The organism is Micromonospora sp. II, assembly GCF_001709195.1.
GTDB classification, from domain to species: Bacteria; Actinomycetota; Actinomycetes; order Mycobacteriales; family Micromonosporaceae; genus Micromonospora; species Micromonospora chalcea.
In genome coordinates this window covers 244,201-258,565 of record NZ_LYXF01000057.1, presented here as the reverse complement: position 1 = coordinate 258,565, position 14,365 = coordinate 244,201, and the positions used below count along the sequence as shown (strand labels likewise).

Annotated in this window: 13 protein-coding genes and 5 tRNA genes; 5 read left to right on the top strand and 13 right to left on the bottom strand. The window is 74.0% G+C overall.

The genetic code is table 11. From position 1 onward, the window contains the following. Positions 1 to 5: 5 nt before the first annotated feature. Entirely contained in the window at positions 6 to 1,007 is a 1,002-nt protein-coding gene (locus tag A8711_RS24485) for an NAD-dependent epimerase/dehydratase family protein (protein ID WP_069089417.1), read from the bottom strand. Between the two features lie 1,028 nt (positions 1,008 to 2,035). On the opposite strand from A8711_RS24485, the gene A8711_RS24480 reads away from it, so the two are divergent. Then, positions 2,036 to 2,611 carry a hypothetical protein gene (locus tag A8711_RS24480; protein WP_043325575.1) on the top strand — a complete coding sequence of 192 codons (576 nt, stop codon included), beginning with the start codon at positions 2,036 to 2,038 and terminating at the stop codon, positions 2,609 to 2,611. Positions 2,612 to 2,675: 64 nt separating this feature from the next. On the opposite strand, the gene A8711_RS24475 is transcribed toward A8711_RS24480, so the two are convergent. From A8711_RS24475 to A8711_RS24465, 3 genes are all read right to left on the bottom strand, one after another. After that, positions 2,676 to 4,325: a PKD domain-containing protein gene (locus A8711_RS24475; RefSeq protein ID WP_069089416.1), complete on the bottom strand. Its 1,650-nt coding sequence runs from the start codon at positions 4,323 to 4,325 to the stop codon at positions 2,676 to 2,678. Positions 4,326 to 4,478: 153 nt separating this feature from the next. Further along, positions 4,479 to 4,550 (bottom strand) — tRNA-Val (locus tag A8711_RS24470). A gap of 11 nt (positions 4,551 to 4,561) precedes the next feature. Continuing rightward, positions 4,562 to 4,634, bottom strand: a tRNA-Gly gene (locus A8711_RS24465). A gap of 159 nt (positions 4,635 to 4,793) precedes the next feature. Between A8711_RS24465 and A8711_RS24460 the strand changes: the two genes are divergently transcribed. Further along, positions 4,794 to 5,039, top strand: a complete 246-nt coding sequence (locus tag A8711_RS24460) for a DUF6458 family protein (RefSeq protein WP_069089415.1) — start codon at positions 4,794 to 4,796, stop codon at positions 5,037 to 5,039. 76 nt (positions 5,040 to 5,115) lie between these two features. Here A8711_RS24460 and A8711_RS24455 read toward each other — a convergent pair whose 3' ends face one another. From A8711_RS24455 to A8711_RS24430, 6 genes are all read right to left on the bottom strand, one after another. Next, positions 5,116 to 5,799, bottom strand: coding sequence for a hypothetical protein (locus A8711_RS24455; protein WP_069089414.1), 684 nt, complete (start codon positions 5,797 to 5,799; stop codon positions 5,116 to 5,118). Between the two features lie 96 nt (positions 5,800 to 5,895). Continuing rightward, positions 5,896 to 7,281, bottom strand: coding sequence for a response regulator transcription factor (locus A8711_RS32640; protein WP_069089413.1), 1,386 nt, complete (start codon positions 7,279 to 7,281; stop codon positions 5,896 to 5,898). 109 nt (positions 7,282 to 7,390) lie between these two features. Then, a complete protein-coding gene (locus tag A8711_RS24445) occupies positions 7,391 to 8,209 on the bottom strand; it encodes an isocitrate lyase/phosphoenolpyruvate mutase family protein (RefSeq protein WP_064447195.1) in 819 nt (272 codons plus the stop codon). Between the two features lie 111 nt (positions 8,210 to 8,320). Beyond that, positions 8,321 to 8,395: transfer RNA gene (locus A8711_RS24440), tRNA-Val, on the bottom strand. Between the two features lie 12 nt (positions 8,396 to 8,407). Beyond that, a tRNA-Cys gene (locus A8711_RS24435) sits at positions 8,408 to 8,478 on the bottom strand. Between the two features lie 34 nt (positions 8,479 to 8,512). Next, positions 8,513 to 8,585: transfer RNA gene (locus tag A8711_RS24430), tRNA-Gly, on the bottom strand. 275 nt (positions 8,586 to 8,860) lie between these two features. On the opposite strand from A8711_RS24430, the gene A8711_RS24425 reads away from it, so the two are divergent. After that, positions 8,861 to 9,463 carry a TetR/AcrR family transcriptional regulator gene (locus A8711_RS24425; RefSeq protein WP_069089527.1) on the top strand — a complete coding sequence of 201 codons (603 nt, stop codon included), beginning with the start codon at positions 8,861 to 8,863 and terminating at the stop codon, positions 9,461 to 9,463. Positions 9,464 to 9,502: 39 nt separating this feature from the next. Here the strand turns inward: A8711_RS24425 and A8711_RS24420 are convergent, their stop codons facing one another. Beyond that, positions 9,503 to 10,330, bottom strand: a complete 828-nt coding sequence (locus A8711_RS24420) for a hypothetical protein (protein WP_043330513.1) — start codon at positions 10,328 to 10,330, stop codon at positions 9,503 to 9,505. A gap of 189 nt (positions 10,331 to 10,519) precedes the next feature. Here A8711_RS24420 and A8711_RS24415 point away from each other — a divergent pair, with 189 nt between their 5' ends. Then, positions 10,520 to 11,188: a methyltransferase gene (locus A8711_RS24415; RefSeq protein WP_069089412.1), complete on the top strand. Its 669-nt coding sequence runs from the start codon at positions 10,520 to 10,522 to the stop codon at positions 11,186 to 11,188. Between the two features lie 9 nt (positions 11,189 to 11,197). Then, the gene (locus tag A8711_RS24410) at positions 11,198 to 12,361 is read left to right on the top strand and encodes a cytochrome P450 (RefSeq protein WP_069089411.1); all 1,164 of its coding nucleotides are present in this window, start codon (positions 11,198 to 11,200) and stop codon (positions 12,359 to 12,361) included. A gap of 61 nt (positions 12,362 to 12,422) precedes the next feature. On the opposite strand, the gene bioD is transcribed toward A8711_RS24410, so the two are convergent. Continuing rightward, positions 12,423 to 13,151 carry a dethiobiotin synthase gene (bioD, locus tag A8711_RS24405; RefSeq protein WP_069089410.1) on the bottom strand — a complete coding sequence of 243 codons (729 nt, stop codon included), beginning with the start codon at positions 13,149 to 13,151 and terminating at the stop codon, positions 12,423 to 12,425. Next, positions 13,148 to 14,284 carry an 8-amino-7-oxononanoate synthase gene (locus tag A8711_RS24400; RefSeq protein WP_069089409.1) on the bottom strand — a complete coding sequence of 379 codons (1,137 nt, stop codon included), beginning with the start codon at positions 14,282 to 14,284 and terminating at the stop codon, positions 13,148 to 13,150. Before A8711_RS24400 ends, bioD begins: the two co-directional genes overlap by 4 nt. Positions 14,285 to 14,365 lie beyond the last annotated feature (81 nt).

The following is a 14,365-nucleotide window of genomic DNA, read 5'->3' as shown; positions in this document are numbered from 1 at the left end:
CTGGCTCAGGCCGGGAGCGAGGCCAGCAGGGTGGCCTCCCGCTCCGGCGCCAGGCCGACCGGCGCGCGCGTGGGCCGCCCCGCCCGGGCCGGCACCTGCCCCACCTCGCGCAGCCACCGCCAGGTGTCGGCGACCGTCTCGGTCACCGGCCGGCACACCAGCCCCGCCGCGTACGCCCGCTCGACGTTCCGCTCCTGCAACCACCGGTACTCGTGCCCCTGCGGCACCCAGACCGGCAGGTCGTTCCACGGCACCACCCCGGCCGCCAGGATCGGCTCCGGCGGCGTCCACCGCAGCGTCGCGCCCGACCCGGTCGCCGCCACCGCCGCGTCGAGCAGCTCACCCATCGTCGCGTGCCCGGTCCGACCGATCACGTTGTACGCCCCGCCGACGCCCTCGGCACCCCGGTCCAGCAGCCAGGTCGCCAGGTCACGGACGTCCACGTACTGGATCGGCAGGTCACGCGGCCCGGGCGCCAGCACGTCCCCGCCCCGGGCGATCCGGTTCAGCCACCACGGCAGCCGCCCGATGTCCTCCCCCGGCCCGAGGATCAGCCCGGCGCGCACGAGCAGCGCCCGGTCACCGAACACCCGCGTGGCGGCGAGTTCCCCGCCCGCCTTGTTCTCCGGGTAGTCGCCGTCGTCGGCGTCCGGGTCCGCCGCCACCGTCGGCGCCTCCTCGCCGGTGCCGAGCTCGACGGGTGGCGCGTACACCGAGCCGCTGGACACGTAGACGTAGTGCGGCACCGCGCCGACGAGCGCCGACGCCGCGTCCCGGACCACCCGGGGCGCGCCGTCCCAGGTGTCCACCACCAGATCCCACTCGCCGCCGGCCAGCGCGGCCAGCCCGTCCGGCGCCGTCCGGTCACCCCGCAACCGGTGTACGCCGGGCGGCGCCTGCCCGTGTACGCCCCGGTTGAACACTGTCACCTGCCAGTCGCGGCGTACCGCCTCGGCCACCACGGCACCACCGACAAAGCCCGTACCACCCAGCATCAGCAGTCGCATGCGTCCCAGCCTGCCGCCGCCCGCCGGCCATGGCGCCCCTTGTTCACGGTGAGCGGATCTGCCAGCGGCAGAACCCGGTCCGAGGGCAGCTCGGCCCGGACGGGGCGGCGGCGCATGTCTTTGTCCGCCGATCTTGGAGTAATGGTGCCCAGTATGCCCGGTTGACACCCTTCGCAAGGCACCACAACTCCAAGATCGGCGCACCCGCCCAAGACCACGGCGATTTCCGAGCCCTCTCAAACAGCCCTCGCCCCAGTCCTCCGCGATCTTGCACTTCGGTACCCCGCATAACGCGCAAACGGGGACACCCGAAGGGCTGCACCTGCAAGATCGACGCGGCACTACGCCGCCCTTCGGTCCGATCCGGCCCCACCCCGCCCCGCGCGAGCCGCCCCAAGGGCGTCGATCATGAAGTTGACGGCACTTGGTGTCCGGTTTGTCGCCGCCAACCTCATGATCAACCGATGGCGGGGTGCCTGGGGAGGGCTTGTTCGATCTTGGAGTTGTGGTGCCCAGGATGCCCGGCTTGACATCGTTCGTGAGGCGCCACAACTCCAAGATCGCGGTGATCAAGGAGTTTGTGTGCTCGTGGGTGCCGGAAAGGGCCGCAAACTCCTTGATCACCTGTGCAGAGCGAGGTGCCGGGTGGGGTGGGTGTGTCTGGTCGGTGGTGGGCGGGGTGTCGGGTTCGGGGGTGGTGGGCGGCACTCTGGTGGCGGAATCGTGGGCGGGTGCGGGGCGTTGTAATCGGGTGAACGACCGAGCAGGACCGCCCCCGAGCGGTCGGCTGAGGGAACACGGCCTGCGGGTCGTTGAGCCTGGTTCCGACGACGTGAACCCGCGCCCGGGTGGTGTGAGGCCCCCGGGAATGATGCCGGGTCGACGGTCGTTGGACATCCTTCCGGCGCCGCGTGAAGGCCCCCCGCCCTCCGCGAGCAGCCCGAGACCCCTGAGACTTTTGAGCGCCTGACGGTGCCCACGTATCCCGTCCCCCACGGGTGCGTCGACCCCCGAACGGAGCCCCCATCATGAACACGATTCTGCGTAAGAGCATCCTGGGTATTGCTGGCCTGGCTTTCACCGGTGGCGTGTTCGCCGGCCCGGTCGCCGCCCACGCCGTTGACACCACCCACGCCGCCAAGCCGGTCACCGCCACCGTGCAGGGTGACAAGCTGATCCCGCACGGCGTGCAGGGCGACCAGTCCCGCATCGACCTCAACGACGAGCAGACCGCCAACGTCAAGGCCATCATCGCCGCCACGAAGAAGGCCGGCATGGACGAACGCGCCGCGGTCGTGTCGATCGCTACCGCCCTGCAGGAGTCGAAGCTGGAGAACCTCGGCCACCTCGGTGACCGCAACGACCACGACTCGCAGGGCCTGTTCCAGCAGCGCCCCTCCAGCGGTTGGGGCACGGTCGAGCAGATCACCGACCCCGAATACTCCACCACCGCGTTCCTGAAGGGCCTCAAGCAGGTCGACGGCTGGCAGGACATGCCCCTGACCAAGGCCGCCCAGACCGTCCAGGTCTCCGCCTACCCGGACCACTACGCCCAGTGGGAACAGCAGGCCGCCGACCTCGTCGCCAAGCACTGGAACAAGTAAGACAAAACGTGAAGGCCGGCACCCCGAACCAACGGGGTGCCGGCCTTTTCGCGTACCCGATGGGTCAGGCCGGGGGCAGGACGAACGTCCACGTGGTGGTGGTCGTGCTGGCCGCGGCGCCGGTGGCGGTGAGCCCGCCGTAGCTGCCGGTCGGCACGCTGCTCGCCGAGTCGGCGAGCAGGCCGGTCACCCGTCCGCCCCCGGTCTGCGAGGTGTTGCTGCGCACCGCCACGCCGGCCGGCGGGGTGAGCGCGGTGGAGGTGCTGTCGCCGTGCAGCCAGTACGACACGGCCCAGCTCTGCGCCGCGGTCACCGGCGCGTACGGGGTGATGCGGGTGGCGGTGCTCGCCGGATCGGTGGCCCGGGTGAAGACCGGCGCCCCGGGCGCGACCCCCCGGTACGCGGCCAGCACCAGGTTGCCCTTCGCCTGACCGTCCAGTGTCACCCGGACCGCAGTGCCCGCATCACCGGCGCTCGCGGTCTTCCACCAGGCGGTGGTGGTGGCGAAGCCGCCGTCGAGGCGGTCGAGCCTGCTCCAGCCGGTCACGCCGGTCGGCTCGCCGGTGCCGGTGTGCGTGTTCTGGCTGAGCAGGAGCAGCAACATGTCACCGGCCTGCACGCCCGCCGGAACGGTCACGGTGTGGCTGGTCCAGTTGGCGTTCGCGGTGGCCTGGCCGACGAACGAGATCCGCTCCGGTACGGGCTCGACAGTCACCTCGACGGTCGCGGTGCCGGTGGCGCCCCGGTCGTCGGTGACGGTGAGCGTGACCGGGTAGGTGCCGGCCGCCGCGTACGTGTGGGACGTGGTCGGTACGGAGGCGGTGCCGGTGGTGTCGCCGTCGCCGAAGTTCCAGCTGTGGTCCTGGATCGCGCCGTCGGCGTCGGTGGAACCCGCGCCGGTGAACGTGCACACCAGCCCGGAGCAGGTGGGCGTCAACGCGGCCACCGGCGCCTGGTTCGCGGGGCCGCCCGATCCCTTCAGGATCTTCACGTAGTCGATGTCGCCGGCGAAGTAGTCGCAGGTGACCTTCGTACCGTCGCACTGGCTCTTGCCGCCGACGGACAGCGGCCAGGTGTTCGCGATGGTGCCGGTCGGCCCGTTGAGGCGGCTGGTCCGCACGCCGTCGACGTACATCTCCACGTACGCGGAGGTGCGGTTGCAGGTGATCGTGTGCCACTGGCCGTCGGAGATCGGCACGTCGGTGTAGCCGGTACGGGAGGCGCCGTCCGCGCCCCGGAACAGGCACTTCGGCTTGCCGTTCGGGGCCTCGAACTTCCAGTAGCCGCCGACCGTGTTGCCCTGTCCCTTCTGGAGGATGTTGCCGAAGGAGTACGTGGTCCGGTAACGGATGGTCACCGAGAAGTCCCCGGCGTCCGGGTTGAAGTCGGTGGTGTGCGGCACCAGGTCGACGTGGCCCGGGACGTACTCCTTGTCGGTGGGCAGGTGCGTGGCGAAGCGGTGGCCGGTCGCCCCGGCGTAGAGCGCGCCGGTGACCACCTCACCGCCGATCGTGCCGTGGCGGCCGTTGCCGCTGTAGTCGGTCAGCACCGTCGACGACGACGCCGGCTCGTCCATGCTGTAGAACGCCACCGTCCGCGTCGCGGTGGCCTGCGCGGGCGCGGCCGATACCGTCACCCCGGCCGCCGCGACGACAGTCGCCACCCCTAATCGTGCGGCCGTCCGCCGCCACCGTCCCCGCTCGATCGTTGCCATGTGACCGCCTCCCTGCGCATCGGGCCTCACAGTGACACGCGCGGTGGCGGCGGCAGAATAATCCGCACGGTGGACCTGGGAGACCGATGTAGCCGGTGCCGGCTGTCCGGTGGGAGACGACCGCCTGTCGACCGGCGGCGTGGTGACTCTCGGTGGGCGATACTGGGTTTGAACCAGTGACCTCTTCCGTGTCAAGGAAGCGCGCTCCCACTGCGCCAATCGCCCGGGCAATCGCGAGCGGACGACGGGATTCGAACCCGCGACCCTCACCTTGGCAAGGTGATGCGCTACCAGCTGCGCTACGTCCGCGTGCCGCCGGTTCGCGCCGGCGACGGGGTGAACTCTACCCGATGCCAAGATCGCCGTGCGGCAGACCCCCGCCGTGCCAGGTGGCCGTGTGGTTGCGCCGCTCACCGCCGGGGTACTGAGGCCGGTGACAGCACAACCATCCCCCCGAAGGAGGCTGTCGTGGGTATCGGTACGAGCATTTTCCTGATCGCGGTCGGCGCGATCCTCACGTTCGCGCTCAACGCCAGCGTCGGCGGGGTCGACCTCGACGTCGTCGGCTGGATCCTCATGGCGGCCGGCGTCCTCGGCCTGATCATGACCACGCTGGTCTGGGGCCGGCGCCGTCAGGTGGTCGCCACGACCACCGACGAGCCGGTGGAGTACCGCCGGGTCGAGGAGCGCCGGGACGTCGCACCGCCCATGTGATCGTGAGCGGGGCCGACGGAGCTGATCGGTCCCGGGACCGGACCGGCCGGATCGAACATCCGGCCGGTCCGGTCTGCTATGCCCGCTCGCCGTCGGTAGCGGCACCATCGGTGGCGGCGCGCAGCCCGTACCAGCCGATCGCGGCCACCAGCGCCACCTGCGCCAGGTAGCTCGCGACGACCACCGCGCGAGCGGCGTCCTGCGGCACCAGCACGAACGCCACCACGTAGACGAGCGCGGCGACGACCAGCGGACGCGGCATGGTCCGGCCGATCAGGATCCCGACGAGCGCCAGGACCATGCCGAGGACGATCGCCACCTGGCTGCCGAGGACGGCCGGGAGCAGCCCGTCCAGTTGGTCGTTGAACACGTCGAACAGCGCCCGTCCCTGCGCCTCCGGCACGACCGCCGGATCGGCGGCGTAGGCGAACGGCAGCACCTCCGCGGTGATCGCCAGCGCGAACACCACGCCGCCGAGGCCGGCCAGGAAGGCACCCACCAGGTTCAGCACGCCCGCGCGGCCCCGGGCCAGCCCGACGATGAACACCGCCGCGGCGATCCAGGACACCGCGTACGCGGGCCCGCCCAGGTAGAGGTTCATCGGCCAGTACGCGGACCCCAGCTCACGTACGTCGTCGTAGTGGATCGCGCCGTCGAACGGCGGCTCCCACAACATGAAGACGGTCCGTCCGGCCAGGGACGCCAGGAGCAGGACGAAAAGGGCGACGAGCGCGGCACGGCGCAACTTCGGTACGGGCACGGTGAGAGCCTCCGTCGATTCAGGTGTCGCCCCACCGTGCCGAGGTACCGCCCGCGCGGGCATCGGCCTCAGCACCTATCTTCGGAAAATCCCTGCTCAATGCGACTGTCGGGCGTGCTCCAGCCAGATCCGCGCGGCCCGCACCCGACGGTTCGTGGCGCCGCCGGGCGTCAGGTCGAGCTTGACGAAGATCGCGCGCAGATGGGCGTCGACGGTCCGCTCGGAGACCACCAGCTGCGCGGCGATCCCCGCGTTGCTGGCGCCGTCGGCGAGCGCGGCGAGCACCTCCCGTTCACGCGCCGTCAGCCCGCCGACCGACACCGGGCCCGCGGCATCCACCGCCGCCCTGGCCGGGGCCGCCGGCTCGATGACGTTCGTCGTCTCCGCCGCACCGCCTCCCGTCGTACCCTCTGCGCCGCCTCGCGGCGTCACCGGCGCTGTCGGCGCGGCGGTGAGCAGCGCCGACAGCCGGCCGGTGCCGGCCCACGCCCCGCCGACGACGGCGACGGTCAGCGCCGACACGACCAGGGCGACCGAGGTCGGGCCGAGGGACGTCCCGGGAGCGGCCACGAGTGTGCCGACGCCGACCACCAGCAGGGCCGCGGCGGCCAGGCCGGCGCCGCGCACCACGGCGCCGACCCGGCGCGGCTCGGTGGCGCCGCGGGCGGCGGTGACCGCGCACGCGGCGGCGAACACGGCGGCCCCGGCCAGCGCCACCAGGAAGGCGACCGAGCCCAGCGACGGTTCGACGTCGCCGGGCGTGCGGGCGACGGCGAGCAGCAGGCAGAAGACGACTGTCAGCGGCGCGGCGGTGGTGGCCGCCGCGGCCACGCCGAGTCGCGCCCGGACGGCGTGGTGCGATCCGAGAGCGGCCCGCCAGAGCGTCACCGGGAGCAGGAACAGCGCCACCGCTGCCAGCAGGGTGACGGCGGCGCCGACCGGCGCGAGCGCGGTACGCCAGGATTCCGCGGCGATCGTCGGAACCCCCGCGAACGGCTGGGTCGCCGTGGTCAGCAGCGCGTTGACGAGCGTGGCCACGCCCAGAGTGAGGCCCACGAGCCGGTGCGTCCACGGGACGGCGTCGCCGGTGCGGACGGCGGCCGAGGCCGTCAGCTGAAGGAGTGCCAGCGGCGGGATCCACGCCGAGTTCCACGCCGCGACGGCCGGCCCGGCCCACGGGTGTCCGGCCGCGACGGCGGCCACCGCGACGACGGCGAGCGCCAGATACGCCAGCAGCGACGCGGCGAGCCCGGCCGCCAGCCGGCCGGCGGCACGGTGACCCGACCGGCTGAGCCGGAGCGCGGCGAGCGCGGTGACCACGGCTGCCGTCGCGAGGGCAATGGCGCCGACCGGGTCGCTCGCGAAACCGCCGTGCCCGGCCGCGCCCAGGACGGCGAGCGCCGCGACGCCGAGGGTCGCCGTGGCGGCGGTGAGGACGGCCAGGCTCCGCAGCGCGCGCACCGGGCGGACGACCGCCGTCATCCGTGGTGATCCCGTCGACAGCCGGTCGCCGTCCGCCGGCTCGGACGCGGGACAACGGCCACCAGCACATTCAACCCGGTCCCCCGCCCGAGGTCGATCCCGTGGCCGGTCAGTCGCGCATCAGCTCGTTCAGCTCGCCGAAGTCGAGCCCGCCGGCGAGCGCCTCGTACGTCCCGGCGCCGAACACCTCCGCCGCCGCGCGCCGGACCACCGCGTACGCCGTCTCGGCCAGCGCCGGGCCGAGGCTCACCCGGGCCACCCCGAGTCGCGCCAGCTCGGCCACCGGCGGCGCGCCCGGCCCGGCCAGCACGTTCAGCGGGGCCGGGATCGCCGCCGTCAGCGCGGCCACCGTCTCCGGCTCCACGGTTCCGGGTACGAAGATCCCGTCCGCGCCGGCGGCCAGGTACGCCTCGGCGCGCTCGACCGTCTCCGGTACGCCCCCGGCGCCCCGCAGGTACGTGTCGACGCGGGCGTTGACGTACAGCGGGATGCCGGCGCGGTCGGCGGCGGCCCGGACCGCGGCGAGCCGGGCGACCTGCTCGTGGATCGGGCGCAGCGGACCGCCGCCGTCGTGCCGGGCGTCCTCGACGTTGACGCCGACGGCTCCGGCGGCGAGCACGGCGGCGACGGTCTCGGCCACCTGGTCGGGGTTGTCGCCGTACCCGGATTCGATGTCGGCGGTGACCGGAAGGCGGACCGCGTCGGCGACGCGGCGGATGACGTCGACGGCGGTGTCGCGGGCGAGCAGGTCGCCGTCGGGGGCGCCGCGACTCCAGGCGACGCCGGCGCTGGTGGTCGCGATCGCGTGGGCGCCGGCCGCGGCGACGAGCCGGGCGCTGACCGCGTCCCAGGCGTTGGCCAGGATCAGTGGGTCACCGGGCCGGTGCAGGGCGCGGAACCGCTGGGCTCGGGTCTGTTGATCGTCCACCGGGCCAGTCTGGGTGGGGCACGCGGGTGCGGCAATGGCCAGCGGCGCGGCACTGGACTGATCGATGGCGACGAGAAAGGCCGTGTCGAATGATCGACACGGCCTTTCCGCTGGTGGGCGATACTGGGTTTGAACCAGTGACCTCTTCCGTGTCAAGGAAGCGCGCTCCCACTGCGCCAATCGCCCTCGTCTACTGCGAGGTGGAGACGGGATTTGAACCCGTGTACACGGCTTTGCAGGCCGTTGCCTCGCCTCTCGGCCACTCCACCGAGGTTGCCCCCGAACTGCGTGGCGGCATCTCCGAGCGGACGACGGGATTCGAACCCGCGACCCTCACCTTGGCAAGGTGATGCGCTACCAGCTGCGCTACGTCCGCACGCCCCCGGTGTTATCCGGTGACGGATGAGAACTTTAGCCGAGCCCGGGAACGGTTGCCAAATCGGGTTCCGTTTCCGGCGCGTCCGGTGGTGGCGGACCCCGCTCCCCCTCGGCTTCCTAGGAGCCTGGGTGGCTTCCGTCCGAGAGCACCGGCGAGCGCTCCCACCTGCGGAAGCAGACCGGCGCGTCGAGTGTCCGGCATCCGACTGCCCGCCCGCCGACCAGCCGCTTCGGTAACTCCCCGTGGTCATGCGGATGGGTTACCGTAACGCCGTGACGAGACGAGCCGCCGAGATCCGCCTGGACGCGCTGCTGCGTACGGCCTGTGAGGTGATCGCGGAACGAGGGCTCGCCAACACCCGCACCGCCGACGTGGCGGAGGCCGCCGGGGTGAGCCAGGCCCTCGTGTTCTACCACTTCGCCACCAAGGACCGACTGCTCGCGCAGGCGTTCGCGTACGCCGTCGAGCAGGACCTGGCCAAGCTCGACGCGGTGCTCCGCTCCTCCGCGCCGCCGCTGGCGAAGCTGCGCCGCATGCTGCGCCTGTACGCGCCGACCGGCCGGGCCACCTCCTGGTCGATGCGCATCGACGGCTGGGCGGAGTCGCTGCGTACCCCGGAACTGGAGAAGCTCTCCCGGCGGCTGGACCTGCGGTGGCGGCAGGACCTGGCCGCGCTGATCACGGACGGGGTCGCCGAGGGCACGTTCGACTGCCCCGACCCGGCCGGCGCGGCCTGGCGGATCAGCGCGGTGATGGACGGCCTCGCGGTCCAGCTCGCGGTGCACGAGCGGGTGATCACGCGCCGCCAGATCGCCGAATGGATCCGCCTCGTCGCCGCCCGCGAACTGGGCCTCGAACCCAGTCAGCTCGACTGACCGGGCCCCGCCCCCGGCCCGCGCGGGCGGGTCCGCCGGTCAGGGCCAGGTCGGGCGGGGGCGCTCGAAGGGCGGTGGCAGGGTTTCCGGTTCGGTGACGGCGGCCGGGCGCAGCAGGCGGCGCATCCGCAGCAGCAACCCGGCGCCGAGGAACAGCAGCAGCCCGCCGAGCAGGAAAGCGGCCTGCACGAGGCCGAAGCCGCCGCTGTCCGCGACCGGGCGTCCGGCCACACCACCGGGCGGCGGCGGCTCCACCACTGCCGCGTCGGTCGGCTCGTCGGTCACCGGGTCGTCGGTGGGTGGCTCCTCGCTCGGCGTCTCCGAGGGCTCCGCGCTGGTGGGCGCCGGGGTCGGCGAAGCCTCCTCCCCCACCACCTCACGTGAGGCGGTCCGCCGGGCCAGCAGCCGCAACTGCGGGTCGTACGCCTCGGCGGCGAAACTCACCCGGCCGCGCGCGACGTCCTCGGCGAACGCCACCCGGTAGCGGGCGGTCACGGTCCGGCCCGGGCAGAGCACACCCGGGTCGAGTTGCCGGTCGGTGAGCCGGGCGGTGTCCCCCTCGGTGCGGATCTCCAGCGGGAACGACCCGCTGTCCTCCACCCGGTCCACCTTGAGCTGGTCCAGCCGCAGGCCCTGCACCCGCACCAACATCGACCAGCGCACCTTGACACAGCCGCCCCCGTCGGAGCGGGACACCACGGCGGACAGCGTCTCCACCCGGTTCCCGGCGGTGAACTCGTCCGGCAGACCGCTCAACTCGGTGGAGAAGGCCGCCGCCGCCCGCGCGGGCAGGGCTCCCCCGTACCCGGTCCCGGCCACGAAGGTCAGCACCAGTCCGATCCGTAGCGTGTGCCGCCACCCGCTCACCACGCCTCCTCACCCTCGGTCGTGTCCACAGGCAACGCTAGGAGCGCGCCGGGCACGCCGGTAGACGGGCGTGTTCGCATCCAACGCCACAACACGGGGGCCATTTCACCGAACGTGGTGAACCGGTCACGGCCCCGCCGCGACACGCCCGGGATCGGGCCCGGCCGGCGGGTGGGACACAATTCTCCGGTGTCCGAGCTGTCCGCCGCGTTCGTCCGGCTGCACGCCCGCCTCGCCCCCGTGGCGTTCGTACCCGAGGTGCGCCTGCACCAGGCCGACGAGCCGATCGGCCTGTGGGAGCTGACCGAGGGCGAGTTCCGCAGCGCCCAGCCGCCGCCGTTCTGGGCGTTCGCCTGGGCCGGCGGGCAGGGCCTGGCCCGCTACGTCACCGACCACCCCGAGGTGGTCGCCGGCCGCCGGGTGCTCGACCTGGCCTCCGGCTCCGGCCTGGTCGCCATCGCCGCCGCCCGCGCCGGCGCGGCCGCCGTCCGGGCGGTCGAGGTGGACGAGCGGGCCGTCGCGGCCGTCGCGCTCAATGCCGAGGCCAACGGGGTACGCGTCGACGCCGAACTCGGCGACATCCTCGACACCGACGCGGGCGACGCCGAGGTGGTGCTGGCCGGGGACGTCTTCTACAGCGAGGCGATGGCCCGCCGGATGCTGCGCTTCCTGCTCCGGGCCGCCCGCGCCGGCGTCCGGGTGCTGGTGGGCGACCCGGGCCGGGCGTTCCTGCCCCGCGAGCGCTTCCACGAGCTGGCCGCGTACGACGTGCCGGTGTCCGAGGCGCTGGAGAGCGTACGGGTGAAGCACACCACCGTGTGGGAGCTGGACCCGAACCCGCCCGGCGCCCGCCGCTAGCGTTACCGCGTGCTGTTCCGGGGCTGGGGGGAGTCCGTCGACGAACAGTGGCCCGACGCGGCCACAGTTGTCGACCACGTCGGCGTGCCGCACCTGGTGGTGACCCGGCACGCGCTCGTCCGCCGGGTGCTCACCGATCCGGTGACGTTCCGGCCGGACAACGCGCTCGACGCGGTCACGCCGATCCCGGTGGCCGCGCTGCGGGTGCTCGCCGGGCACCGGTTCCGGCTGCCGCCGACGCTGGCGAACAACGGCGGCGCCAGCCACCCGGAGATCCGCGGCATCGTCGCCGACGCGCTGCACCCGCACCGGGTGGCCGCCCAGCGCCAATGGCTGACCGGGCTGGTCCGGGAGCGGGTGGCCGGGCTGGCAGCGACGCTGGACGCGGGCCGCCCGGTCGACCTGTACGCGGGCCTCGCCGCCGACCTGCCGCTGCTGGTGCTGGCCCGGCTGGTCGAGCTGCCGGACGCGCCGGTCGGCGCGGTGAAGGACTTCGCCCGGGCGGCGCTGGAGCTGTTCTGGGCGCCGCTGGACTCCGCCCGGCAGCTCGCGCTGGCCGCCGAGGTGGGCCGGTTCCACACCGTGCTGCGCGAGTTCGCCGCCACCGGGGGCGGGCTCGCCGCGCGGCTGCGCGACGCCGGGCACTCCCCCGACGTGGTCGTCGGCGCGCTGTTCTTCCTGCTGGTCGCCGGCCAGGAGACCACCTCGCAGTTCCTGACCCTGCTGCTGCACCGGCTGTCCGGCGAACCGGCGGTACGGGCCGGCCTGCGCGCGGGCACGGTCGCCGTGGACGACGTGGTCGAGGAGGGGCTGCGGCTGGAGCCGCCGATCGTCACGTGGCGGCGGGTGGCGGCGGTCGACACCACGCTCGGCGAGCTGCCGGTGGCGGCGGGCACCAGCGTGGTGGCCTGGCTGGCCCGCGCCGGCCGCGACCCGTCGGTGGTCGGCGCGCCGGGTGAGTTCCGTCCCGGGCAGCCCGGCTCGCGGCGGCACCTGGCGTTCGGCGCCGGGCCGCACCGCTGCGTCGGCGCGCAGCTGGCCCGGATGGAGGCGGCGGTGGTGGTCGCCGAGGCCGTCGCGCTGCTGGACGACGTGACTGTGGTCCGTCCACCCTGGTGCCCGGACAACCTCACGTTCCGGATGCCCGACGCGTTCGTGGTCCGCCGTGCCTGAGCCCTGCGTGTGTTAACAGGGGGCCCTTCCTCTACCGGAGGCGTTAATAAGGGGCCCTTCCTTACTCCTCGGCCCAGGCGCGCCAGTCGTCGAGCACGCCGTACAGGGCGGGGGTGAGCCACCCGGGAGCGGACCGGCGGAACACACCGGGGTCCATCCCGCCCGCGCCGGCCGGTACCGCGCCGAGCAGGTTCGGCACCAGCTCGGACAGGTTGAGCCAGTGCACCAGCTCCGGTTCGGCCGGCCAGGCGCCGATCACCACGCCGGCCGGTACGGCCCGCCTCTCCAGCGCCTCCAGCGTCAGCGCGGTGTGGTTGAGCGTGCCGAGCCCGGCCCGCGCCACCACCACCGCAGGCGCGCCGAGCGACACCGCGAGGTCGGCCACCGTCCACGGCTCGCCGGACGGGCGCAACCCCATCGGTACGAGCAGCCCGCCCGCGCCCTCGATCAGCACCAGGTCGTGCTTGTCCGCCTCCTCGCGGATCGCGTCGACGGCGTTGTACAGCTCCAGCGGCGGCAGGTCCGCCACCCGGGCCGCGGCCAGCGGCGCGAGCGGGTCGGGATAGCTGGCGAGCGTCCGGCCGGTGAGCGGGGCGGCCAGCCGGGTCACCGAGTCGACGTCGCCGGGCTCGCCGGTGGCCGTACCGGTCTGGCCGGGCTTGACCACGGCGACCCGCAGCCCGGCGGCCTGCGCGGCGGCGGCGACGGCGGCGGTCACCACCGTCTTGCCGATCTCGGTGTCGGTGCCGGTCACCAGCACCGGCCCGGTCCAGGCGTCGCCGAGGCTCATGGCGCACACTCCACGATCACGTCCAGGGCCCGGTCGAAGCCGGCCCGGTCCACCCCGGCGCTGACCGTGAGCCGCAGCCGGGAGCGGCTGTCCGGTGTGGACGGCGGACGGAAGCAGCCGACCGCCACGCCCCGTTCCCGGCAGGCGGCGGCCCAGGCGGTCGCCGCCTCCGGTCCGGGCGCGGTCACCGAGATCACCGCGCCGTCGGGGGCGGACACGGACAGCCCGGCCTCGCCGAGCCGGCGCACCGCCGTCGCGACCCGGTCGGCCAGCTCGGCGCGCAGCGCGTCGCCGTCGCGGGCCAGGCGCACCGCGGCGCGTACCCCGGCCACCACGGCGGGCGGCGGCGCGGTGTCGAAGATGAACGTGCGGCCGGTCTCCACCAGGTGGCGGACGAACTCGGCCGGCCCGGCGACCACGCCGCCGGCCCCGCCGAGCGCCTTGGACAGCGTCGCGGTGACCACCACGTCCGGCGCGCCGGCCAGCCCGGCGGCGGCCACCCCGCCGGCCCCGGCCGGGCCGGTGACGCCGAGCGCGTGCGCGTCGTCGACGAGCAGCAGCGCGCCGTGGCGGCGGGCCACCTCGTGCAGCTCCGCGAGCGGGGCCAGGTCGCCGTCGACGGAGAAGACCGACTCGGTCACCACCACGGCCGGGCGGCCCGGCGCGGCGGCCAGCGCCGCGGCCACCGCTGCGACGTCCGCGTGCGGCGTCACCAGCGTCTCGGCGCCGGAGATCCGGCAACCGTCGATCAGCGAGGCGTGGTTGTGGGCGTCGGAGACGAGCAGCGTACGCGGCTGCGTCAGTCCCCGAACGGCGGCGAGGTTGGCCAGGTAGCCGGAGGAGAACACCAGCGCCCGGTCGACGCCGAGCCAGTCGGCCAGGTCGTCCTCCAGCGCGTGGTGGGCGTCGGTGGAGCCGCGCACCAGGCGTGACCCGGTGGCGCCCAGCCCGTACGCGGACAGGGCCTCCGCGGCGGCGGCGGTGACCTCCGGGTGGGTGGCCAGGCCGAGGTAGTCGTTGCCGGCCAGGTCGACCACCGCGTCGTCGGCGGCCCGGGGACGCAGCGTGCGGGTCAGTCCCGCCCGGGCCCGCAGCTCGGCGCGGCGGTCCAGGGCCGCCAGCCAGTCCGCCACCGTGCCGTCCCCTCCCGCCGACCACCGCCCCGCCGGGCGCTTCCGCGGGGCGAAGTTACCACCCGTCCCGAGGGCTCCGGC

Bases quoted from the DNA above. Each gene is read 5' to 3' on its own strand.
- A8711_RS24485 (WP_069089417.1), bottom strand. From the start codon at position 1,007: ATGCGACTGCTGATGCTGGGTGGTACGGGCTTTGTCGGTGGTGCCGTG.
- A8711_RS24480 (WP_043325575.1), top strand. From the start codon at position 2,036: ATGAACACGATTCTGCGTAAGAGCATCCTGGGTATTGCTGGCCTGGCT.
- A8711_RS24475 (WP_069089416.1), bottom strand. From the start codon at position 4,325: ATGGCAACGATCGAGCGGGGACGGTGGCGGCGGACGGCCGCACGATTA.
- A8711_RS32640 (WP_069089413.1), bottom strand. From the start codon at position 7,281: ATGACGGCGGTCGTCCGCCCGGTGCGCGCGCTGCGGAGCCTGGCCGTC.
- bioD (WP_069089410.1), bottom strand. From the start codon at position 13,151: ATGAGCCTCGGCGACGCCTGGACCGGGCCGGTGCTGGTGACCGGCACC.